The sequence below is a fragment of the Salinivibrio sp. IB643 genome, assembly GCF_001996105.1.
Lineage (GTDB): Bacteria > Pseudomonadota > Gammaproteobacteria > Enterobacterales > Vibrionaceae > Salinivibrio > Salinivibrio costicola.
The window spans coordinates 23,023-47,196 of record NZ_MUFF01000014.1; the positions used below are offsets into that span (position 1 = coordinate 23,023).

General features: G+C 48.9%; 18 protein-coding genes. 10 read left to right on the forward strand and 8 right to left on the reverse strand.

Annotated features, from left to right (window positions below; genetic code table 11):
* Positions 1 to 40 precede the first annotated feature (40 nt).
* The gene (locus tag BZG77_RS08020) at positions 41 to 2,131 is read left to right on the forward strand and encodes a YgiQ family radical SAM protein (protein WP_241844133.1); all 2,091 of its coding nucleotides are present in this window, start codon (positions 41 to 43) and stop codon (positions 2,129 to 2,131) included.
* Between the two features lie 142 nt (positions 2,132 to 2,273).
* Here BZG77_RS08020 and BZG77_RS14830 read toward each other — a convergent pair whose 3' ends face one another.
* From BZG77_RS14830 to BZG77_RS14790, 3 genes are all read right to left on the reverse strand, one after another.
* On the reverse strand, positions 2,274 to 2,429 hold the full coding sequence (locus tag BZG77_RS14830) for a hypothetical protein (protein WP_158011426.1): 156 nt from the start codon (positions 2,427 to 2,429) through the stop codon (positions 2,274 to 2,276).
* A 68-nt stretch (positions 2,430 to 2,497) separates the two neighbouring features.
* Positions 2,498 to 5,590, reverse strand: coding sequence for a D-2-hydroxyglutarate dehydrogenase YdiJ (gene ydiJ, locus BZG77_RS08025; protein ID WP_077646858.1), 3,093 nt, complete (start codon positions 5,588 to 5,590; stop codon positions 2,498 to 2,500).
* A gap of 127 nt (positions 5,591 to 5,717) precedes the next feature.
* Positions 5,718 to 7,199, reverse strand: a complete 1,482-nt coding sequence (locus tag BZG77_RS14790; RefSeq protein WP_198532403.1) for a bifunctional NUDIX hydrolase/phosphatase PAP2 family protein — start codon at positions 7,197 to 7,199, stop codon at positions 5,718 to 5,720.
* A gap of 48 nt (positions 7,200 to 7,247) precedes the next feature.
* Between BZG77_RS14790 and BZG77_RS08040 the strand changes: the two genes are divergently transcribed.
* Entirely contained in the window at positions 7,248 to 8,879 is a 1,632-nt protein-coding gene (locus tag BZG77_RS08040) for a VRR-NUC domain-containing protein (RefSeq protein ID WP_077646859.1), read from the forward strand.
* A 44-nt stretch (positions 8,880 to 8,923) separates the two neighbouring features.
* On the opposite strand, the gene BZG77_RS08045 is transcribed toward BZG77_RS08040, so the two are convergent.
* Both BZG77_RS08045 and BZG77_RS08050 read right to left on the reverse strand, forming a co-directional pair.
* Positions 8,924 to 9,664 (reverse strand): flagellar brake protein, encoded by a 741-nt coding sequence (locus tag BZG77_RS08045; RefSeq protein ID WP_077646860.1) that lies wholly within the window; start codon positions 9,662 to 9,664, stop codon positions 8,924 to 8,926.
* 164 nt (positions 9,665 to 9,828) lie between these two features.
* A complete protein-coding gene (locus BZG77_RS08050; RefSeq protein WP_077646861.1) occupies positions 9,829 to 11,115 on the reverse strand; it encodes a DUF945 family protein in 1,287 nt (428 codons plus the stop codon).
* A 271-nt stretch (positions 11,116 to 11,386) separates the two neighbouring features.
* Here BZG77_RS08050 and BZG77_RS08055 point away from each other — a divergent pair, with 271 nt between their 5' ends.
* The 3 genes from BZG77_RS08055 (at position 11,387) to BZG77_RS08065 (ending at position 14,510) form a co-directional block, all read left to right on the forward strand.
* Complete coding sequence (locus tag BZG77_RS08055; RefSeq protein WP_241844132.1) at positions 11,387 to 13,330, forward strand: ATP-binding protein; 1,944 nt, start codon at positions 11,387 to 11,389, stop codon at positions 13,328 to 13,330.
* Positions 13,327 to 13,827 carry a response regulator gene (locus BZG77_RS08060; RefSeq protein WP_077646863.1) on the forward strand — a complete coding sequence of 167 codons (501 nt, stop codon included), beginning with the start codon at positions 13,327 to 13,329 and terminating at the stop codon, positions 13,825 to 13,827. Before BZG77_RS08055 ends, BZG77_RS08060 begins: the two co-directional genes overlap by 4 nt.
* A 134-nt stretch (positions 13,828 to 13,961) precedes the next feature.
* Complete coding sequence (locus tag BZG77_RS08065; RefSeq protein ID WP_077646864.1) at positions 13,962 to 14,510, forward strand: hypothetical protein; 549 nt, start codon at positions 13,962 to 13,964, stop codon at positions 14,508 to 14,510.
* An 86-nt stretch (positions 14,511 to 14,596) separates the two neighbouring features.
* On the opposite strand, the gene BZG77_RS08070 is transcribed toward BZG77_RS08065, so the two are convergent.
* Positions 14,597 to 15,448, reverse strand: a complete 852-nt coding sequence (locus tag BZG77_RS08070; RefSeq protein WP_077646865.1) for a universal stress protein — start codon at positions 15,446 to 15,448, stop codon at positions 14,597 to 14,599.
* Between the two features lie 370 nt (positions 15,449 to 15,818).
* Between BZG77_RS08070 and BZG77_RS08075 the strand changes: the two genes are divergently transcribed.
* Genes BZG77_RS08075 through BZG77_RS08085 form a run of 3 tightly spaced genes read left to right on the forward strand, consistent with a single transcriptional unit; the run spans position 15,819 to position 17,917 of the window.
* Complete coding sequence (locus tag BZG77_RS08075) at positions 15,819 to 16,844, forward strand: bZIP transcription factor (protein WP_077646866.1); 1,026 nt, start codon at positions 15,819 to 15,821, stop codon at positions 16,842 to 16,844.
* Between the two features lie 33 nt (positions 16,845 to 16,877).
* Positions 16,878 to 17,600 (forward strand): AzlC family ABC transporter permease, encoded by a 723-nt coding sequence (locus tag BZG77_RS08080; RefSeq protein ID WP_077646867.1) that lies wholly within the window; start codon positions 16,878 to 16,880, stop codon positions 17,598 to 17,600.
* Positions 17,597 to 17,917 carry an AzlD domain-containing protein gene (locus BZG77_RS08085; RefSeq protein ID WP_021022769.1) on the forward strand — a complete coding sequence of 107 codons (321 nt, stop codon included), beginning with the start codon at positions 17,597 to 17,599 and terminating at the stop codon, positions 17,915 to 17,917. The genes BZG77_RS08080 and BZG77_RS08085 overlap by 4 nt, the downstream gene beginning before the upstream one ends.
* A 41-nt stretch (positions 17,918 to 17,958) precedes the next feature.
* Here the strand turns inward: BZG77_RS08085 and BZG77_RS15200 are convergent, their stop codons facing one another.
* Together BZG77_RS15200 and BZG77_RS08095 are read right to left on the reverse strand one after the other, a co-directional pair.
* Positions 17,959 to 18,192 carry a DUF3955 domain-containing protein gene (locus BZG77_RS15200; RefSeq protein WP_077646868.1) on the reverse strand — a complete coding sequence of 78 codons (234 nt, stop codon included), beginning with the start codon at positions 18,190 to 18,192 and terminating at the stop codon, positions 17,959 to 17,961.
* Between the two features lie 156 nt (positions 18,193 to 18,348).
* A complete protein-coding gene (locus tag BZG77_RS08095) occupies positions 18,349 to 20,232 on the reverse strand; it encodes a methyl-accepting chemotaxis protein (RefSeq protein WP_077646869.1) in 1,884 nt (627 codons plus the stop codon).
* A gap of 379 nt (positions 20,233 to 20,611) precedes the next feature.
* On the opposite strand from BZG77_RS08095, the gene BZG77_RS08100 reads away from it, so the two are divergent.
* Complete coding sequence (locus tag BZG77_RS08100) at positions 20,612 to 22,156, forward strand: DUF3369 domain-containing protein (protein ID WP_077646870.1); 1,545 nt, start codon at positions 20,612 to 20,614, stop codon at positions 22,154 to 22,156.
* A gap of 59 nt (positions 22,157 to 22,215) precedes the next feature.
* Entirely contained in the window at positions 22,216 to 24,174 is a 1,959-nt protein-coding gene (locus tag BZG77_RS08105) for a sensor histidine kinase (protein WP_077646871.1), read from the forward strand.

The following is a 24,174-nucleotide window of genomic DNA, read 5'->3' on the forward strand; positions in this document are numbered from 1 at the left end:
CTTCGGGCCTGCGCCTTTTTTGCCAACCAGCCGAGAAGAGATGGATATTCTTGGTTGGGACAGCTGTGACATCATCATTGTCACGGGCGATGCCTATGTCGATCACCCCAGTTTTGGTATGGCCGTGATTGGACGCACCTTAGAAGCACAAGGCTTTCGAGTCGGGATCATTTCGCAACCCAATTGGCAAACTAAACAAGACTTTATGGCACTCGGTGAGCCTAACCTTTTTTTTGGTGTCACCGCGGGTAACATGGACTCGATGATCAATCGCTACACAGCGGATCGTAAACTGCGCCATGATGATGCTTACACCCCGAATAATGAGGGGGGTAAAAGACCTGATCGTGCTGTCTTGGTGTATTCTCAACGTTGTCGAGAAGCTTACAAACAGACACCCATCGTGCTCGGAGGCATTGAAGCAAGTTTACGCCGCCTGGCCCACTACGATTATTGGTCAGACAAAGTTCGTCGCTCTGTGTTGTGTGATGCAAAAGCCGATATCTTATTATTTGGTAACGCGGAACGTGCATTGATTGACGTTGCACACCGCTTGTCACGCGGAGATTCATTGGTCAATATGACGCGTATCGCGGGCACAGCCGTAATGATGAAGTCACCGCCTGAGGGAATGGTAGAAGTAGACTCAACCCGCATCGATAAGCCGGGTAAAGCAATGACGATGCCTAACCCTTATGCCACTGAGACCCAGTGCGAGACCAGCAAAAAAACGGAACCTGACGCGGCGAAACCGATTAGTATTCGCCCTTCTCGCCACGATGCCAAAAACACCTTTGTTCGCTTACCCTCGTTTGAAAAACTCAAAAACGACCGGATTTTATATGCGCATGCCAGTCGAGTGATGCATTTAGAGGCGAATCCCTACTCTGCACGTGCGCTCGCGCAACAGCATGGTGACCAACTGCTTTGGATTAATCCCCCTCCGGTGCCGCTGACCACAGAAGAAATGGATTACGTTTTTGGCTTACCTTACGCCCGCGTGCCACATCCGCAATACGGCCAAGCTAAGATCCCGGCTTACGATATGATTAAAACGTCGGTGAATATCATGCGCGGCTGTTTTGGTGGCTGTTCGTTCTGTTCAATTACCGAGCATGAAGGCCGGATTATTCAAAATCGCTCGCAAGCGTCGATCATTGAAGAGCTTAATGATATCCGCGATAAAGTGCCCGGCTTTACAGGTACCATTTCAGATTTAGGTGGACCGACAGCCAACATGTATCGCTTAGGCTGTGCCGATCCGAAAGCTGAACGAAACTGTCGTCGCCCGTCCTGCGTTTTCCCAAAAATTTGTGACAAGCTTAATACTGATCACCGTCATACCATCGATCTCTATCGTAAAGCCCGTCAAGTCGAAGGGATTAAGAAGGTGCTGATCGCTTCAGGCGTACGTTACGACCTCGCGATCGAATCTCCAGAATATGTCAAAGAGCTGGTCACGCATCATGTCGGTGGATACCTCAAAATCGCACCCGAGCACACCGAGAAAAACACCCTCGATCTGATGATGAAGCCTGGCATGGGGGCGTACGATCGATTTAAAGCCTTGTTTGAGAAATACAGTAAAGAAGCGGGGAAAAAGCAGTATTTAATTCCCTACTTTATTGCCGCTCATCCTGGCTGTACCGACGAGGATATGGTGCATCTGGCGTGCTGGTTGAAAGAGAATGACTTTGAGTGCGACCAAGTGCAAAACTTTTACCCATCGCCAATGTGTAACGCCACAGCGATGTATCACTCAGAGACCAATCCACTCAAAAAGGTACGTTATAAAAAACGCGAAGCACTGACCGTCGCCAAAGGAGAGCGCCAACGTCGCTTACATAAAGCCTTATTGCGTTATCACGACCCGGCGAACTGGCCACTGATCCGTGAGGCGTTGGTCTCGATGGGTAAAAAACATTTAATTGGTAACGGCCCGAAATGTTTAGTCCCCACAGAAGATAGCGTAGCGACAACAGGTCGCCAGCGTCGCTCAGGGCGTCACGGCACTCAGCGCTTTGCCACTAAGCATCCAAAGCAGCCCGATATCCGCCAGCCTAACAGGCACAAACCGAAGACCCATAAAGAAGCCGGTTCCAACGCCAAGCGTCGAGATAAACGGACTTAAGATTTGTAGTCAAACGTCACTATACGGCTCAAGGACAAAAGACAAAGAACAAAAAATAGAAAGCAAAACGCCCCACCAATGGGGCGTTTACGATAACGTGTCGGCGTTAGGCCAATATAAGCGATGGTGATTACGGCCTTGGCTAACGGATAAGCTCCATAACGATGACGCCCAATGCCAGCACGCATGCAATGGCCCCAATGACCCAAGCAATTTTTTTCTGCGCGCTCTCTTCCAAGTATTGCGCAGCGGTAATACCGAGTAAAACTAGCAAGATAATAACAACTGTTTTAAGCATTTGTTTGCCTTAGCTTTTAGCTCTTTATTTTACTGTACGCGAAATAACCACAGGTGCAATCCTTTAATCTATACGTTGCCAGAGCGCGCAAGATCAGTGCGCGTATGCGCAAGTCGCAATAATACCTGCAGTGGATGCAACAGCGGTGTCTCACTAAATCGCTTCACTTGGCTACGGCACGAATACCCAGTTGCGACAACCCGCTCTTTGGGTAAGTAAGCCAGTTTAGGCGACCAACTTAAATCATAGATGGCTTCTGAGGTATCGCGCTTATCGGCCTCATGGCCATAGGTACCCGCCATGCCACAGCATCCTACAGAGACGGGTTTAAGCTCTGCGCCAAAATGGGCGAATAAATCAACCCACTGTTGCTCTGCATGAGGTAACTGCGTTTTTTCTGTGCAATGACCAAATAAGTACCAAGGCTCGGACGTATGCTCAGCTTTTGCTGGTAGGCTAGGCACCACATTCGTTAACCACTCATGACTCAGTAGGACGTTAAAATCACCACGATAACGGCCCAGCGCCTCTTGATATTCATCGCGGTAACACAGCACTAAAGCAGGATCGACACCTATCATCGGAATATTCAGCGCCGCTAGCTGATTTAAAAAGCCAGCGGTATTACGCGCGGTTTGGGCAAAACGTCGTAGAAAACCTTTTACGTGTTGTGCTTTACCGTTGGGCTTAAAGGGAATCAGCATCGGCACTTTTCCCAGTCGGCGGACCAACTTGATCAAGTCGTGAATCAGTGGCGCTTCATAAAAACTGGTAAACGGGTCTTGCACGATCAACACATAGTTTTCACGCTCTTGCGTGGACAAGGCTTGTAGCCACTCGAGATCAAATTTGAGGGAATGATCGCCTGCCAATGCCTGGGCCAATGTCGGCACCGATAAAGCGGGTGTATCGGTGTAACCAATGAGTTTGGCTGTTAAGCCTTGTGCCCACTGGGGTTGGGTTGCGGCATTGACTAACCTAGGCGCTTTAGCCATTAATGGCAGCAAGCTTTCAATATTTGCGACCAGGTGATCTTTGATCGGACGCGGATAACGGCTGTAGTACAACTGCATAAACCGGGAACGAAAGCTGGGGACATCGACTTTAATCGGACACTGACTGGCGCACGCTTTACACGCCAGGCAGCCACTCATCGCATCCATAACCTCATGGCTAAAGTCATCTGCCTCTTTTTGGCGGGTAAAGTAACGCCCGAATTTCGCCATCATTTCACGGACTGAGGGAGATTGCGTCATGAGTGCTTGCTCGACATCCAACGGATCAACGCCTTGCTCCGCAAGCAAACGTAACCACTCGCGCACAATCCCTGCCCGGCCTTTAGGTGAGTGCCGACGGTCATAACTGACTTTCATCGACGGACACATGGGTGACGACGTATCATAGTTAAAGCACAACCCGTTGCCATTGCATTCCATCGCGCCTTTAAAGCTATCTCTAACCTCAACCGGGATCTGGCGGTCATAAAAACCACGCTTGGTATCATCGACCTGCACCAAAGCATCGTCGCTGTGAATCGGGGTACAAATCTTTCCAGGATTCATCCGGTTTTGCGGATCAAAGGCCGCTTTTACCCGACGTAATTGCATGAACAAGGTCTCACCAAAAAAGGCGGGACCGTACTCAGAGCGATAGCCTTTACCATGTTCCCCCCACATCAATCCGCCGTATTTCGCCACCAGTGCTACGACCTGATCAGAAATGGTTTTCATCACCCGCTCTTGTTCGGGATCGCACAAGTCAAGCGCGGGGCGCACATGCAAAACCCCTGCATCAACATGGCCAAACATGCCATAGTGCAGATGATGGCTATCGAGTAATGCGCGGAACTCACTGATAAAGTCCGCCAAGTTTTCTGGTGGCACACAGGTGTCTTCGGTGAAGGCAACAGGTTTGGCCTTGCCTTTCGTCGCGCCCAGTAATCCAACCGATTTTTTGCGCATGGCATAGATTTTATTGATCGACGCCAGATCACGGCAGATCTGATAACCAATCACGCCTTTTTGCTGTTTCGCTATCAAGCGATCGAGTTGCTCACACAGGGTCGTAATTTGTGCCTCAATGTCGTCGGCATCATTGCCAGCAAACTCGACCATATTAATGCCGTGCATGACCTTACCCGGCACATCCTCCAGCAGATCACTGACGGTATGCCACACAATATCATTACGCGCTAAATCAAGGACTTTAGCATCAATGGTTTCAACTGAAAGCGCCTTGGCTTCTACCATCATGGGCGCATTACGCAACGCTGAATCGAAGCTGTCATATTTAATATTTACCAAGGTGCGTACACTTGGAATGGGCGTAATATTGAGCTTGGCTTCGGCGATGAAGGCTAAAGACCCCTCGGCGCCACAGAGCACACGGCCAATATCGAATTCCGTTACTGTTTGATCGTAAACATGTTTAAGATCATACCCAGTCAAAAATCGGTTGAGTGGCGGAAAGGTGTCAGTGATCAGATCACGATGTTCGCGACATACGGACGACACGGTTTCCAGAGCACGTCCGGCTAAATCACCTCGCGCCATCGCTTGCTTGAGCGGCTCCGGCTTAAGCGGTTGGGTCTCCAACACACTGCCATCAATCAATACAGCTTTTAATCCCAGCACATGATCCGACGTTTTGCCGTAACGTAACGACCCCTGCCCCGATGCATCGGTATTGATCATCCCACCGATCGTGGCGCGATTACTGGTCGATAAATCCGGCGAGAAAAAGTAGCCATACGGACGCAATACATCATTGAGCTGATCTTTAATCACCCCAGCTTGAACACGCACCCACCCTTGTTCAGGGTTAACCTCTAAAACCTGGTTCATATGACGGGAGATATCCACCACCACATGTTGGGTCAGTGACTGACCATTAGTTCCTGTGCCGCCGCCGCGTGGCGAAAACTTAATGTCACTGAAAGGTGGGGCTTGAACGGTCTCACCAATGATGCGCAGATCATCAACCGACGAAGGGAAAAGAACGGCTTGAGGCAGTGCTTGGTACACGCTGTTATCCGTCGCTACCGCCAGACGGCTTGCGTAGGTCGATTCGATATCGCCCTGAAAACCCGCGTCTTGCAAAGCGGTAAGAAAATCAACGACGGCGGACGACAAGCCCGCCTGTGGGTGTATTGCCGGTATCATTGCGGTTCCTGTGCGAGTATCACCATGCCTGGTGCAATTTTAGTTATGCGCCTACTTTACCTTAACTCTTGGCACAGCCAAAGCGATCACAGGGTAAATCCTTCGCGAGTCAATCCTTAAATCCTCATCACCATTCCCGCCAACCGAGCCGAGTGCTTGACCATCTCGCAAGCTCTGGGCTCGCAATCAAAATCCAAGGCCCTAAACTCCACGCTGCCATGGATACAACGATCAAGACAATCCAACTCATTCCCGTCACCTGCACCACGCCCCAAGCGGCCAGAAGCAGCCCAGCGACCCCCAAGAAAATCCAGGCCAAGGTCAATAGTTTTCCCATCATGCTCGCGGCCGGTTTATGACTGGGGAAAAGCTTGTGCCAGACCTGGCCGGTATATATCCCAGCGCTTAATGCGGCTAAGTAGAGCAGATCGGGTAACTTTAATGCTAACGCCAATAATGCTAGCAACGCACAGACCAATAGCCACAGCCGACCGGTGGTCAGTAGCGGTCGATCTTTCCCTATGGTCACTGCACCTATTTTCACGGTTGCCCAGGCTAGGCTGCTTCCCACTAAGGCGCCAATCACCACATCACTAGCAAAGTGAACGCCCAAATACATGCGGTTGAGCCCCATCAAAATCATCACCGCCAAAGCAAGCACTAACGACCCATATGCCTTTCTATGCGTATCACGACGCTTTAGGTACCAGGCGGTGACAACGGCTGCCGCTAATAAGGTGTGACCGCTTGGCACCGTAAAGCCACTTGCCTTACCGATTTGCAAGTCAGGCCATAGGTAAAACGGTCTTGGCATCGCAAATCCTGTTTTTAACGTGATAGAGACAGTCGCCGCACTGATCAAAAGAAAAAGCAGCGACAGCGCCGATTTATGGCCACGAAAAATAAGAAATAGTGGTACCAAGGCAACGTAAAATGCGATTTCTCCTAAGATGTTGATCAGTCTGAATAAGTATTTAGTCATCGCGCTCGCGACATCGCCCAAGTGCGCGATCGCCGTTTGTAGGCCAGAGACGAGGCTATACTGACTTACGTAAAAGGCAGGCGCTAGGGCACTAAAATCCGCTAAAGCAGCGACATCACTGCTAGGCGTTTTTGCCGCCAGAGACCATAGCAACTCACCGCGATCTTTAAATCGATAGCGATAGTCGCCTGCCTGTGCAGGCGGTATTAACAAGGCTTTATCGATTTCAGATCCAAAGTGCAGCGCCTGCCAAACCGGCAACACGCCTGTGCCATTGGCGTTCGAGACAACCGGTAGCGGCGTTTGGCTTTGGCAAGCAAACAATACCCCACGTTTATCTTTGTGAGCGACCTTCCCCACATTGACGCGAAGAGCCGTTTCTTCAAACACTTCACGCGCCAGGGCTCGGGTCGGTGATTCAGCCAAATTCACTCGTCCACCGGGTAAACCATATCGCCCGGTGACTCTATCTTTTATCAACAGTAGTCGCCCAGCAGGATCGGTAATCACACAGGCGACCCCTGCGATCCCTTGCTCCTTTGAAAACGTATCGTCACCTTGTGCTAAGGCATAACTCGACACCCACCAGCTAAATACTGACAATAGTACAGCGATACTCCGTTTCATTCGGCGGCTCCTGAATGCACCTGTCCTGATAAAAGATAAGGAAAAAGAATGACACAGCCAGACCCTCTCAGTCCCTATTATTACCATCATAACTTTCAAAGCTTGATCGGTTTAGTGTCTGAACGTGACTGGGATCTGCTCACAGGCAAAGAACGGGCTTGGCTTACCTGCTTTCAACAGCTTAGCTTCAAAGCCCAATGTTTGCTGGTCCGTTTATTGATGCGCCGCCATGATTACTTCTTAGCCGACAAACTGATCTATCCCGAGCTCGGAGACACCTGGCCACTGCTCCACAACTTGGCCGATAACGGATTTGTGAGCATCACCGATACTGCCCCCGCTGACGTCTTATTTAACCTACTGAGTAAGACGCAACTGATCGATGCGTTTCCAGCAGTGGCCTTAGCGAAAAGTGCGAGTAAGACAAAGTGGCAAACAGCGATCACTGACACCTATGACGACCCGCTCACCAGTCCCTACGCGCTAGTCGTCTGCCACCAACCGGACCTACTCCCCGTCTTATTGTTATTGTATTTTGGTAATTCACGCCAAGATTTGAGCCAATTTGTCGTCGCCGAGCTCGGTATTCAGCAATTTGAATCGTATCCTGTTAGTCAGTCTGAGCGTTTATTTCAACACCGCCAACACATTGATGATTGGCTGCACTTGTCTGCGCTTACCGACACGGTTTGGCAAGCAAAAAAAGCCAAGCGCCCAGCGTCGATTCTTGCGCTACAATCACGCCTTCCTCAGCCGTTTAAGTGGCCGCCACTTGAGCGCAAACGGCAACGATTAGTTAATCGTATTGCACGTGAGTTTGAGCGCCACGATGACTTCCCTTGTGCCACATTGCTTTACCAAACCACCACGCAACCGCCAAGCCGGGAGCGACAAGCTCGCATGTTGATTAAACAAGGTTATATTGATGACGCATCACGCATCATTGCGGCCATGCTCGACGCACCTCACGATGAGGAAGAATATGACGTCGCTTGTCGTATCGCCAAACAAAAGCCCCTCCGAGAGCATGCCCGTTTGGTGCCGACAAACTCAGTCAATCCTGCCATTGTGGATAGTGAGACATTGACACTCCCCCTTGAACATCGGGTGGAATGGGACGTTGCGGCGTATTATCGATGCCAAGGCTGGCAAGTATGGTATAGCGAAAACAGTTTGCTGAATGCGCTGTTCGGGCTCTTTTTTTGGGACATTCTGTTTTTACCCATCAGTGGCGCCTTTGTGAATCCATTTCAACGTGGCCCGCGCGACCTGTATAGCGACGACTTTGTCACCAAAAGACAGCCCCAAATTCATGCGCGCTTGGCAAACATTGATAAAGCACGCGATTGGATAGCACGACACTATCAACAAAAACAGGGGCTTAGTAATGACTGGGTCAACTGGTCTGTGATTGAATGGCCGCTGCTTGACGCCGCCTTACACGCCCTCAGCGACACACAGCTCAGCGCGTGTTTTAAGCGTATTTTGTTCGATCGACGCCATAATCGACGCGGTCACCCCGATTTGTTTATGTGTCGAGGCGACGCTTATCAATGGGTAGAAGTGAAAGGCCCAGGAGATGTGTTGCAGCCTCATCAAAGCCGCTGGCTTCAGTTTTTTCACCAGAATGGCATTTGTGCCAAAGTCGTCTATGTCACTTCAGCTACGTCAAACAGCTAGTCAGGTCTAATCGTCAATAGAAACGATCAATGTATGTGACGTTGTCACTTAGCGTCTTCAGTATGAGGATTAAAGATGTAGTGCGAGCCATCGTAAACAAGTCGTTTAATCAAGGCTTCACAGTGTTTAAGGCCACCGCGGTCAAACGATACGCCGTAGCGTTGCATTCCCCATTTTTGCTGACGGTTTTCCACTTGCCCGCTTAATACAAAGCAATCGTCGCTATCGGGCGCTTGGATTTGTATCGCGATTTGATGGTGCTTTTCAAAAACGGGCGCAATAGCATCAAAACTAAAGCCACAGCCACCTGCAGAAATATCGGTAAGATTGACCGACAAACGACGATTACCTAGAGGAACTTCACCTTTCACATTTAATTCATAACGATTATCTTTGCGCTGTTGAATCAATTTGGCTTGCTGTGGTAACTCAACTACCACCAAATTAACGGGCGCTTTGAGTACGGTGGAAATTTTAGATGCAAACCGCACTTTCGCGCCTTCACCCTCATCAGAAACCGCATCCACGGCGAGGCGATAACCTTCAATAAAAAATTGATTAACCTGATTGAGGTTTTCCGTGGGCAGAGAAAAGAACAACCGTTTTTCGCCATCAAAACCGATAAAGGTACAGTCAGAGCGATATGTTTGCCCCACCGGGGTTTTAATTTGTACCTGGGTGGTCGTTCCGTGTTTCATGAATGCCACGGCTCGCAGACCAATGACGGTGTCTTCTCTTACGGTTCTATATTTTTTGGCCTTAAGCTGAGGCAAAGACTGCATCATTCTAAATTCTTGCGGTTAAGAAAACAAAGGTAACGGCAAATTCAATCCCCGTTACCACTTGGAAGCCATGACGCGCACGTAATGCGTTATTGGCACGCCCAGCTGTTGACACATCAAGCTGTCAACACATCAAGCTATTGCACGTTAACTATAACAGCCGTTGGCTACAGCAGGTACATAACAAACTGCATTAAAGGTACCGTATTGCCGCTCGATCCAACCACTTGATTACCTTCAATCCGGGCGGTAAGCGTGGTTGTTTTTTCCGACTGCGTGACAAACCCCGCACTGGATAGATTACTGACTTTTTCTCGCCATGGCGACCGTGAAAGCAACACGTTTGGTACCGCCACATCCAGATTGCCAGACAACTGACTCACCAGCTGATTCAGGCCAAACTCACCCGTGGCGTCGCCACCGCTTAGCTCAAGGCGCATATCAACACTAACGTCCCCTTCTGGAAGCGTCAGGCTTGCCGGCGACAAATTAACCGATAACCCCGACTGCAACAAATCCACAACGGCTTGTTCCATCGCAGACGCACTTCCCGGCGCCTGGCCCTCTTGCCACTGTGACGATAGCAATGCGATCTGAGACATAGCCGTATAATCAAGGTGGTTAGCATCTAACGCGACCACCAAGTTGCGCCAACGGGTTTGATCTGGCAACGTTATCTCACCAACGGTGAGTTGATTGGTATTATTCAGCGACGGCGCTGACGCCGATTCAACCAGCTCATTGCCAATTTCAAGCGCAACCTGAGCAAGCTGGACCGATTGACCATTGCCGTTATCTAGCTGCGCTTGATCAATAGAGAGCGACTGATTACCAATCCATAATCCCTCTTGCAGATAACCTTGGCCGCTCCCTGTTATGGTATCAACTTTCAACTGCTGACCATTATCATCATTAAAGGCGAGAGCAGGCAGTGAGAGGGTTGCTTTACCGCGTCCTTTGCGGTCAATCTCGCCTTTAACACTCAGCTCACTTGCGGTTAGATTGCTGTTTGACTCCGAAAACGAGAAAGGCGCTACCGTCAGATGATAGTCAGAGGCGCCGGTCAGTAGCGTATCAAGATCTAAGCGAACCGGTGTCGGATTACCTGGCCATACCTTTTGAGTAATTTGTTGTAGCTCTGGGGTCATTGCCAAGGTATTGCTCGACGAGACCCCCAATATACCGTGAGATATCTCTGATGTGATCTCGTAGGCAACCGGTAACCCTGACTGCTCCAATAACGCTTTACTCTCGCCCTTAAACTGGACACGCGTAACCGCTTGTGAGCTTAAGTAGCCTCGCTCATAGCTCTGTTCCTCGAGCGTAAAATCTGCGGTTGTGCGTTGATCCACTTCACGCTCATACATTGAATGTGCAATTTGACCCGTCGCAAATGGCCAACATGCAACCACCGCAAGGCCGCCGGCAATGGCGCCATACTTTCCTAAAAACATGTCTTTTTTGCTCCAAGGACACGAAAACCATTAGTGTAACCAAAAATGGACGCTGACGATAATATACTGATAGATTGGGACACAGGTTTAAGTCAGTCAGCAAGCATCATTTGTCTATCCATCGAATAGGTCACGATGGGCGCGCGCATTAAGGTTGCGAGGTTTAGCAGGATATGTTCATGAATGTCGACTATTTCGCATCATTGAAGCGAATAAATGCCTATAATCAAAGCGAATTCGCGACAAATCGGCAGAGTGTATGAACCCTTATGTGATATTATGCATTGACCAAGACCCTCTCGCGGTGGAAAAGCTCTCTCACGACCTCGCGCCGTTTCGCGATGTCTTTGATCTATGCAGTACTGACACCCCTGACGATGCCTATGCGTTGTTAAATGATTTGAAAGCGAACGAGCAACAGGTGGCGTTATTGATTTGTCATAACGCGCCTGGGAACAATGATGGCATTGATTTATTAGTCAACGTTGACAACCATGCCGCCAGTAAAGGGGCGCGTACTATTTTGCTCAGCGAAGCGCCGCAGTACGATGTCATTTTGCAGGCAGTCAATGAGGGCCGGTTAAATTATTGCATGCACAAGCCGTGGCGAGCAGATGAATTACAGCGGGTCGCAGAGAAAGAACTCACAACCTATGTCTTACGGCATTGCCAACACGATCTGTTGCGTTATAGCGAAGTGCTGGATCATCGCACCTTACTGGATGCGCAAGTCGAACGTGAGATAAACCAATTTCAGTCACAATTGCTCGCGCCAGCCGAAAGCAATAAAGCAGACATTGCCGACCGAGTGATTGCTGGCCTTTATGCCTTTTTTGACGGCAATGACGAAAGCCGTGCCTGCCGAACCTACAGCGCCAACCATGTACTCACGAAAGAAAACCAAGATAACGCATTTTTATGGTTTATTGCCGAAGGCGACGTTGGGCTCTATAAAACCGATGATAAAGGGCAAGTGCACCATGTCTCTACCCTCTCTGCCGGCAGTTTGATTGGTAGCATGTCGTTTGTCACTGGCGAGGTCTCTTTCTCGACTGGGCGCACACTCACTCGCACCCGGGTGATCAAAATCGACCATACGCTATTTAGTAAAATAATGACCAGCCGCTCAGAGCTGTTACCCCTGTTTATTCAATACCTACTATTGCATTTTAACCAACGCTTAAAGCGCAGCATTGATACCGAAATCCAGCTACAGCAAACACTCGCTTCGCTGGATGAGGCCAATCGCCAGTTGTTAGAAAAAGAAAAAATGGCGCTCCTGGGCCAGCTGGTCGCCGGTGTCGCACATGAGCTCAATAACCCTGTTTCCGCGATTTTACGCAATAGCGACGCACTTGCCGACGCTTTAGAGCACGTCGCAAAAACGCCCCTTGATGCTGCCAGCCGCGAACAAGCCCTTACCCTTTTGCAAAACAACCGCGACAGCACCCCGCTATCAACCGCCACCGCGCGCGCACATACACGTACGTTAAGTGAAATGACCGGGAATAAACGCACGGCACGAGACCTGGTGAATATTGGCCTGTATCAACAAGATACGGTGACCAACTGGCAACAACGTTTGGGATCACATTTTGACACTGAATTGGCGACTTGGAAGCAATACGCGCGTTGTGGCCGTTTATTGCGCTCTAACCATGTGTGTGCAGCTCGAATTGCCGATTTAGTTAAAAGCTTACGCACCTACGCGCGCCAAGACAGCGAACAGCGCCAGCGTACTCATATTATTGAAAGCATTGATGACACCCTGACGTTATTCGAGCACCGACTCAAACCACACCAATTAGAAAAGTACTATGACTGGGTGCCTGACATTATCACTCAGCCATCAGCTTTGGCACAGGTTTGGACCAACCTTATTGCCAACGCACTGGATGCGATGCCAGAACCAGGCACACTTACCGTGACAGTTAAAACCCTTAACGACCAAGCATCTGGCATGATTCAAGTATCGGTGACGGATACGGGGATAGGAATGACGCAAGAACAGCAAGAAAAAATGTTCGCGTTAAACTACACCACCAAGCGCGAAGGGCATTTTGGTTTGGGTATTGGCCTGACCATGTGTCAAACAATTGTTCATCAGCAAGGGGGTGATATTCAGGTCCGCTCCCAACTCGGGAACGGCACCACGATGACAGTCACCTTGCCCATAGCACTCCCCGCCTCTGCCAGTAAGGAGCCACAAGCATGAGCCAATATTTAATATTATGTGTGGATGATGAACGCGATGTCCTCGATAGCGTGATAGACGATTTGCAAGGTTTTACCGATCACTTTGAGGTCGAAGCCGCCGAGTCCGTTTCCGAGGCACGCGATGTGATTCGCGATATGGCCACGGAAGGAACACAACTGGCACTTATCTTGTGTGATCACATTATGCCAGGTGAATTAGGCGTCGATTTTCTCATTGAGCTGGCTAATCAGCCTCAAACCGCTTCGGCACGCAAGGTCTTACTCACGGGTCAAGCAGGGCTGGAAGATACAATATCAGCGGTGAATCATGCCAGTTTGCACTATTATCTCGCAAAGCCGTGGCAGAAAGACRCCTTAGTGAGCGTGGTGACCGATCAATTAACCAGCTATGTGGTTACTCACGAACCCAATTTGTTCCCTTGGGCTAGCGTACTCGATACCCCGCGTGTCGTGGAGGCGATTAACCGCAACAAATGGAATATGGACGGCGAATAGTCTCAATTTATTGCCATAACCGCGCATTGGGTCAGAAATGCGTAAAAAAGCCTTAATGACGGGCGGATGTGCTTGTTTCAGCGCGCAATCGTCTTATAGAATGATTTCAACACCAATAACAAGTGGAATTGATAATGCGTAAATCTCTTTTAGCTAGCGCGATTGTCGCGTTGGCTTCTTTCAGCGCCGTGGCCAATGAAGAAGACGCCAACCTCACCACCATGAGTAATTTTAGTTACGATTACTTGGAAGGACGTATCGGTGTTAGCCCCCTCACCTATGGTGCAGGATTTAGCATGTCTATTCACCCTAATGCGCACATTCGTGTCGAAGCAGATACCGAGTTTGATTCGGATTGGGATACCGCTGCAGGGATTGGTTTTCATGCACCGATCAATAACTGGGCAGACTTAACCGGTGAATTGCTTGCACGCGGCGTCAATAAAGAGAACTTCAATAGCGATGTGGGTGTAGAAATCAATCTTGGTATTCGCCAATGGTTGGGGCCACAAGTTGAAGTGGGCGGTGAAATCGGCCTACTTACCGTGGATGATGAAGAAGATACATTTGGCTCTGCTTACGGTCGATTCCACGCAACCGAACTGTTCTCGTTAGGCGCGGCATACCGGATTAACGAGTGGTATGGCGATCAGTTTATGTTTACGACACGCTTTAAGTACTGATAGCGATACAGCCAAGATCAAAAAACCCGCCTTGATGCGGGTTTTTATTTTTCTGTCCGTGACGAAGGTTCGCTTCTGCCCTGTCCTCAGCGAATCAATAACATGGGTACCGTCGATTCAATCAGCAGCTTGGTGGTGTTACTTCCGACAAAGAACTGACGTAGTTTTGAATGCCCGTACGCCCCCATCACAATCATACCCACTTGATTTGACGCTTGATAATCTAAGATAGCTCGGTGTACCTCACCCGTGAGTTGCGCTTGCACGACATTGACGCCTGCCGCTTGCAATCGCTCAGCCGCCCGTTTAAAAGCAGCCAATTTCTCTTGTGAATCTTCTACCATCACTAAGTGACAAGTCATTCCTGCTAATAATGGGGTGACGAGCGCCTTCTCCACCAGCTTTTCGCTGATGTCACTGCCGTCAAAGGCGAGCAAATAACTGTCAGGTGCCGAGAACTCACCATTAGCAATCAGCGTGTGTGCCTTAATAGAACGCACGACACTTTCAAGTTGTGAACCGATGGCTCTAGCATCACTTTGATGTACTTCACCAGATTTTCCCAGCACCAAGACACGCGTTTGCGCTTCCAGCTCAAGCAAGCTTTCAACCAAGTTGCCATGACGCTGCAAGGCGCTAACATCATTCAACCCCTTCGCTTTGGCGTCGTCTGCCAGCTCAGAAAGTAGCACTTTCCCATGCTTCATTTCGAGCTTAGCGCGCTGACCATCTAGCTCGACCAATTCTTGTAATAGTTGCTCTCGACTGCCTGCAGCTAAGTTACCGGATAGTTCAGGCTCCGGCTGGCGAGACGATTTATCCAGCACATGGAGTAGTGTTAAGGGTACAGACAGACGGCTTGCCGCCCAAATGCTCAACGCTGCCACTGGCTTTGAATAATGCGGGCCATCGACGCATGCTAGGATCCGTTGCTCCAAACCTTCTCTCCTCTTTGTTGAATATCGCTGCCCATTCACTCAATCATTTGCTGACAACGATCAACCTTTTATCATATTTGCTACTATGCCATTGATAGTGACAGACACACGCGTCTCGTAAAGCGTAAATCGGTAAAAAATTGATCCCGCCACTTTTATACTTAGATATCCGGTATCCTGACAGTAACAGGGCAAATCACACCTTGGTTCACCAAACTGACGATGTCTTTTTCTCACTGACGATGCCTTTTAACGCAGGTTGGTGAGGAATCAGGCGTTCATTCGAATTTTCACACCTGACTAACACACAAACGCCACGATCTGCGCTAGGCTTTGCAACTTCTTCATTTCGTCAGGATAAAAAGACAGCATGAATCCAGTTGCCGGGCCTTTCTCTCGAGATACCTATCGTTTCCCAAAGGGCCGCTTTTCGATAGTGAGTGTTTACAGCTTTACCAGTGCCGCGATAGTGGCCTCAACGATTTTCTCGCTCCTTTTATTTCTCTCGCTTGATGACAACCCGTTAATGCAGTGGTTGTTTGGCGCGCTTGCTGTCATTTTTGAAGCAGGTAAGTTTTATGCTTGGTATGAGTTTGGCGAACGTCGTGCCCACGGTAACTATACTGGCGCCGCCTCGGCACTCGGTTTTTATCTCATTTTGGCTCTAATCTCGATTGGCGGTAGCATCGGCGGCATTAACAGTGCCACGAATGCAGCACAGAGTGAGCAGCGACAAGGCCAAGCCAAGGTCGCGGCTTATGACCGCCAAATTGAAGCAATTGAGCAGCAAATTGCACTGAATAACGAGGCCGCTGAACGGTATATTGAGCTCGATAGAATTGCGACGGGCGTTGCACGGCTGCAACGGGAAAACACCCAGTTGCGCAAAGAACAACAACAACTGGCATTAACGCGTGACAGTTTACCGGCGGTGGCTCAAGGCTCTGTTTTAGGACTCATCAGTAATCTCGCCAATACCTTAGGGGTGAGCACGGATCAGGCCCAATCTTGGCTGGTGATATTTCTTTCCGTATTATTAGATTTATTCGCGGCTTTTTTTGTTGGCGTCATCGGTGAGGAACAACGCTTTCGCCACTGGTACCATCACCGACGCAGCGCCCCTTTAAACGCGACTACACCTGCAGCATCGAGCGAGACCCAGACGACCTCAGACCAGGCAACCTCCTTGCCTGAAACGCCTAACGATGAGACGCTTGGGTTCCCCTACACCGATATAAAAACCGCACTTGCTGCCAAAACGATACGCTGTAGTAAAAAAGCAGTAAGTACTGAGTATGCGCTAAGCCAAGACACTGTTGATGCGCTTTTTACTCAATTGCAAAAAGAGGGGCTCGTCGCCAAAAAACCTAACCATCATTATCATTGGGTCGGTTAGACTAGACGAAAAAACACGACAAGAAGGTGACCTATGCATAACGCTGCACAAGAGGTGCATGCTCCCAAAGCATCGCTATGGCGCGCATTAGGCGATGTTAGTCCGCTTTGCCTCGCCGTTCTCCCGTGGGGAATTTTATGTGGTTCATTAGGGCTGCAAATGGGCTTTAGTGCCTTGCAAGCACAGGCGATGTCATTGCTCGTTTTCGCGGGTGCAGTGCAGTTGTCCGGCACCATGATGGTTGGCAGTGCGGCTGGTCTACCCGCCGTGTTGGGCTCTACTTTGGTGATCAGCGCACGCCACCTGTTATATGGCGCACACTTTCGTCAGTACATTACCCCTTTGCCTCTCAAGTGGCGCCTCGGCCTTGGCTTCTTATTGACTGACGAAATGTATGCACTTTCAACCGCACATACTCGCAAGCACGATAGGTTTTCTAAACATTATGCCCTTTATACCGGCGCGGCGTTTTACATCGGTTGGAATCTTGCCACCTTAGCGGGCATTTTGGCGGGGTCACAACTTAAAGCATTGGAGGCCATTGGGCTCGACTTTGCCATTGCGGCAACATTCATCGCGCTCACGGTACCCAGCATAAAAACACGGCCCGTTTTACTGTGCGCCTTAGCGAGCGGTTTAAGCATGTTGCTACTCACCTATTACCAGATCCCCCATGCGCTGATTATGGCGACCGGAATTGGCATGGCGTCGGGATTGCTCGCTGAATCGCTACCCGCTAGGAGCATGACATCATGAACTACTGGTTAATGATCGTCGCCATGGCGTTAATCACCTTCTCCGTGCGCTACCTTCTGCTTGCACGCAGTGTGCCTGTGCGCATCGGTCCTCGATTGCAACGGCTGCTTACCTACTCAGCACCGGCGGTATTGACCGCGCTGTGGGTGCCGATTGTCTTCTTTCCCGAAGATAAACTGGCTATCTCTACTACCAACCCTTATTTGCTAGGAGCGATGGTTGCCATTGGCTTAGCGTGCACCCGTTTATCAACGTTATTAGTCGTCGGGATATCGATTGGCTTCTTTGTTGCCCTTCAGCTACAGGTGTTCGGCTAACACCAGCGTCCTCTGGACCTTGGTGTTAATAATCGATGGTATTAACAGTCAATGTGTTGGCGTTTAATCCCCAGCATCGTCTGCACCATATTCAAGAAGAAGGTGACAGCACTCATGCCTAAAAACAACCATGCAAGAGGAATGAAGGCGAATAGCTCTTGTATCGAACTGTTTGCAGCTATTTGAGGTGTGGAAAGCTTGAAAGCGAGCAGGCAACCGATGCCGAGTAGAAAGAAGATAAAAGATGTACGAAAATGTCGCAGTAGGGTTAACATAAAACCTTTTTTAATTGCTTCAGTACCCTTTATGACTGACTACTGTCTCAGAAGTTCCCTGTTTTTTGCATTTTTTCAAAAAAAAGCGTTCACCATGTTGGTACCAAGGTGAACGCTGGCCTACGTGATTAGCTTAACACCAATAAATCATCGAACCTACAGCTTGTAGGTCGAGACTTTGTCGTTCAGTTTCGTGGCTTGATGACGCAGATTATCCGCCTCTTGTGAGGTATCGTTAGCGCTGTGTACTAAGTGCTCAGACACATCCTTGATTGAGGTAATATTCTGTGTAATTTCACTCGTGACATGAGTCTGCTCTTCCGCTGCCGTGGCAATTTGCGTCGCCATGTCACTGATCTGATTTACCGCCGCATCAATTTCACTCAGCGCCGCAGTAGCTTTATCAACATCAGCAACCGAATCGCCCGCCAAGGATGAACTGCTTTCCATGGCCGACACAGCGCTAGCAGTCGTGGTTTGCAAGGTCTCGATCGTTGATTTGATTTCTTCTGTGGAGGCGTGTGTACGTTGCGATAAGATACGAACTTCGTCGGCTACCACCGCAAAGCCGCGACCTTGTTCACCCGCACGTGCCGCCTCGATCGCCGCATTCAATGCCAACAGATTGGTTTGCTCGGCAATACCTTGAATGGTCGATAATACGGTTGAAATCTCTTGCGAGTGTTTGTCCAACTCGGCAACGATGGTGCTCGCCTGCTTGAGTTCATCCGATAAGCGTGTGATCGATGTTTTGGTATTTTCAACCACCGCACGCCCGTTATCGGTACTCTCTGTCGACGCTTGCGCTGTGCTGGCCGTGTGCTCCGCGTGAGAAGCAATCTCTTGCGTGGCGGAGGCCAGTTCAGTAACCGCCGTGGCCACCATAGTGACTTCTTGCTGCTGTTGATTAATATCATCTACGTTACGGCGAGCGCGTTCAGTACTGCTATCTGATTGCGAGGTCAACTGCTGCGCTTGTTCACGAATGTGGCTGATGAGCTGATGCATACTGCCAACGAAAGTGTTGAAGTTTTTTGCCAACTGCCCCACTTCATCGTCGCTTTCTACCTCAATCCGTTGCGTAAGATCACCGCTACCATGAGCAATTTGCTCCAACGCGTTAGAAACATTGGTTAACGGCCTAAACAGTATATTGACCAGTAAGTTAAATAACAGCGTACATGCAATAACAACCGCAATAGTGACCGCAATTTGTCCCCACACCGCATCAAACAGTGGTGCCACTAGGGAGTCGTAATTAATGACGGTCACTGTGATCAAGTCGGTATCTTTGATCGCTTTTGCGTAAACGACACTTTCAGCGTCGCCTACCTCAGCGGTGACACTCCCACCGGAATTCATCGCCGATTTTATCGTATTAAACGATAACCCTAGTTCACTGATGGATTGATTAAGCAGATCGGTGTTCGCATGCGTAAAGACATTGCCATCCTGGTTGGCAATAAACATATAACCACTACCAGGCAAAATAACTTTCTCTAAGCCCTCGATGATATCGCCAATCTCTACATCTGCGCCCAACACCAGGGTTTGCCCATTAAACTGCAATGCCTTACCCAATGAGACAACATTCGCCCCCGTTGCTGCAGCTACCGTTGGATTATCCATAAACACATTAGACGTCGAAGCCTTGGCATTGATGTACCAGCCCCATTTTCTAGGATCGTCATTACCCGGCGGCAACACCACCCCATTGGCATTATCTTGGCTACCGTCCGGATACGCGAGAAAGACGTTATCAAATCCGCCCGAATCGCGAACCTGTTTGAGATGAGTAACCATGTTGTCTGGATCCGCTTCGCGGGTCAGTGATGTCATGGCTCGCTCTTTGGATGCCACCCAATCCGATACATACTGATTGTACGACGCCGCTGTACTCTCTAGTCGTTGCGCCACTTCTGTATCGAGCCGCGACAAAGAGGCTCGAAAAGAAAGCGCCTCGACCAGAAAGCCTCCGATAATAATGGCCAGCCCGGCAGAGACCGCCAGCTTGTGCTTGAGGGAAAGTTTTTTAAACATAACTGCCTTGTTAGTCCGTCATAATGTGTTAATTATAATTTCAGTAAAACAGTGTTCCTGACGCCCGGCAAAACGGGCGCCAAACAACTGATAGGTCCATCACAACATTTTTGTGAAAGGGTTACTCAGGCTGTTGTTAACTGGCGATAAAACAGACCACATGCTGCAACAAACCTAAGCTTATGGTCACCGTTATTGTATCGCGCTCGCAGCTTAACAGGCATGGTAGCGGATTGCCTGCGCCAGATCAGATAAATGTAACAAGCTAAAGAGTTGAATATTACGTTCAACATCCAAATCCTCATTCTCACCTCGCAACTTTTAATGACCTACACTAGGCTTTAACTAATTGTGATAAACGCTAATAGGGGCGAATTGAATGGACTTGTTTGCAGATCAACGTGACGGCGCAGCGCCCAAGTCTACTGACACAAATACAACGTCGGCGGCAACGCCATGGCGTATACTGCTGATTGATGACGATGATCTGATGCATGAAGTGACACGGCTAGCGCTGACAGGGTTCACTTTTCAAGGACGCCCGCTAGAGCTGCTTTCTGCCTTATCAGGTCAGGAAGCAAAAGAGATTTTACAGCGAGAGCAGGACATTGCCTTAGCGCTTGTCGATGTGGTGATGGAAACCGAACACGCTGGACTTGACCTGGTGCGCTATATCCGTGACGAGATGAACGATCATGTTATTCGGCTAGTGCTACGCACAGGTCAAGCAGGTCAGGCGCCAGAAGATAGCGTGATTCGTGACTATGACATTGATGACTACAAAGAAAAAACCGAGCTGACGACACAAAAGTTGAAAACCTTACTCTACTCGATGCTCCGCTCGTACCGCGATCTATGTACGATAGAAGAACAAAAGCAAGGCCTTAAGCGCGTGATTGAGGCATCAGCCAATGTACAGAACACCACTAATCTACAACATTACGCCACCGCGGTGTTAGAACAGCTTACCTCACTGCTTCATATTCACGATTCTGCCTTTTATTGCGTGGTACAACCACGCCCTGGCGCCGAAGAAACAAGAGCGTTAACCCTAGCCGCGACCGGTGAATATGTGGACTGCTATACCGAGTGCGCGTTTGAAAAACTGCCTCCTATTGTATCAGCTCGATGCAAACAAGCCCTCGAAACTCGGACGAGTATTCAGTTTGATGATGGGTTTGTTCTATTCCATCGTGATGATGAGGAGGTCGAATTTCTGTTGTACGTCAACCACGCGACAACTCTTTCGGAATTAGATCAGCATTTACTCAAAATCTATATGCAGAACATTGGTTTAACCTTTGAGAATCTCAGCCTCATGGTGGATCTTCGCGAAACCTCCAAAGAGTTGGTGTACAACCTTGCCAATGCCGTTGAAGCGCGGAGTAAAGAAACCGGCGCTCACGTACAACGTGTGTCTTTATTTTGTGAAAAACTGGGCGAATTGTATGGGCTGGATGAACAAAAAACGATGCTGATGAAACACGGCTCACCGCTGCATGATGTGGGTAAAGTCGCCATTCCTGACGCGATTTTACATAAACCCGGTAAGCTCAATGCAGAAGAGTGGGACATCATGAAAAAACACGTTGAATATGGCGTAGAAATACTGAGCCATTCAAAGCGACGATTAATTTTAGAAGCCAAGGAAATAGCAGCCACACATCATGAAAAGTGGGACGGCAGTGGCTCTCCTAACCAGCTAGCCGCAGAGGCAATCCCGATTAGCGGGCGCATTTCAGCCTTGGCCGATGTATTTGATGCGCTAGGGTCTAAACGGTCTTACAAAGAAGCGTGGACAGATGACGATATCCGTCATGAGTTATTAGCGCAACGCGGCAAACATTTTGAACCCAAGCTCGTCGATTTACTCCTTGAACATTGGGATGACTTCGTTGCCATTAGGGAAGCGTACCCAGATTGAATTGAAGATTTACATTTAGATTTTTCTCTTAATCATCATTACAGCGCGCCAGTCTATCTATGACCCGAAGCCATAAATTCGATGACAGCATTCGTAACCCTTTCTTCAGCCTGGTAGGCCGACGCATTCTGCTGATTATGGTTTGTCTCAGCGGTTTTTTCACGCTATTGACCACAGTGTTACAGAGCTATTGGCAGTATGATGAAGCCTTTAGTCAAGTTGGAAATCGCCATGATGAAATTGAGCATATCCACGCCGAATTAATCGCGAGCTCACTGTGGGTTTACGATCTCACCAGTGTTCAAGAGCGAATCGATGGATTAGTCAACCTTCCTCACGTTGACTACCTAGCCATACGGTCCGAAAACTATCTTTTTGAGGCAGGCAAGCCAGTCGACCTGAAAAAGATGGTGAATGAGTACCCACTGGAATATGATGACCCAGATACAGGTAAAACGCAGCGCGTCGGTACCGTCTATGTTGAGTCAAATATCCAGACCATCTATACCGAATTGACGCAGCGTTTTTTTATTACCTTGCTACTCAACCTCATAAAAACCTTACTGGTTTGCTTCTTCATTCTCTTAGCCTTTCATTATACCGTCAGTCAAAGAGTCTTTAAAATTGCGCAATTTCTTCGCCACTACAACCCACTCGATCCCAAGGACGACAAACTCATTTTGCCGCGAAAACGCTTCATTATGGAAAGAGAGGATGAGCTCGACTGGCTTGCCGACGAAGCCAATAAAATCACCAATAATATGTCAACGCTTTACCGTAATATTATGTTAGAGCGTGAACGGCTATCGGACTTTACCCATGTATCTTCTGACTGGCTCTGGGAAACCGATGCCGATCTCAAGCTCACTTTTTGTTCTGAGCCAATGCGACAAGCATTCGGTTTAGGGGCCAATCGCTTTCCCAACCTCAAAGACTTAGTGCATGGCATTGGCTGTCAGCAATTTGTGACTTATCTTAATCATCAACAAGACTTTGCCATGTGTGAAGAAACCATCCCATTCGGAGAGCAAAGCCGTTATTTTGTATTTCAAGCGATCGCCCATCATGGTGTGAATGGCTTTCGGGGATTTCGTGGTACCGGCATTGATATCACTGAGCTCAAAGCCGCGCAATTTGAACTGGAAGCATTGAACCAAAATCTAGAGTTAAAGGTGGATGAGCGAACTAGAGAGCTGCAAGAAAGTATGGAACACCTAACAGCGGCGCAAGAGCAGTTAGTTGAGTCAGAGAAACTGGCCGCGTTAGGCAGCTTAGTCGCCGGCGTTGCACATGAAGTTAATACCCCGTTGGGGATCGCGGTTACCGCCTCCTCGGTTGTTCAAGACGTCACCAAAACACTCAATCAAGCATTTGAAAACCAAACCCTGACCAGCACGCAGTTTGCTTCTTTAATGAAGCAGGCGAATGAGAGCATACAAATGCTCGAGCATAACCTAACACGTGCCACACGTCTTATTCGCGACTTTAAACAAACCGCGGTCGATCAAGTCTCTGAAGCACTCACTGAATTCGATATCAAACAAACCTTAGATGCATTGATTGCTAGCCTGCACCCAGAAACGCGTAAAGTTCCAGTGATGCCAGAAGTTGTAGGCGATAACAACGTACGAATGCACAGTTTGCCTGGTGTGATCACTCAAATTATCTCAAACCTTGTCATGAACAGTATCAATCATGCTTTTGAAGATACTCAATCGCCTGAAATCACTATTGAATTTGAAACACAAGACGACCATCTATACCTCAGTTATCAGGATAACGGATGTGGTATTGATCCCGCCCTACATCATCGTATCTTTGAACCTTTTTATACCACTAAACGCGGACGGGGCGGATCAGGCCTAGGGCTGAATCTGGTATTTAATTTGGTTAGGCAAAAGTTAGAAGGCGAGCTTCGATTTGAATCAGAGCCAGGAAAAGGCGCTAAATTTATGTTTTTAATCCCTTTGAGCTTATCGACTCGCAGCTCGCGAAACGTAAGCAAAGACAAGCACTAA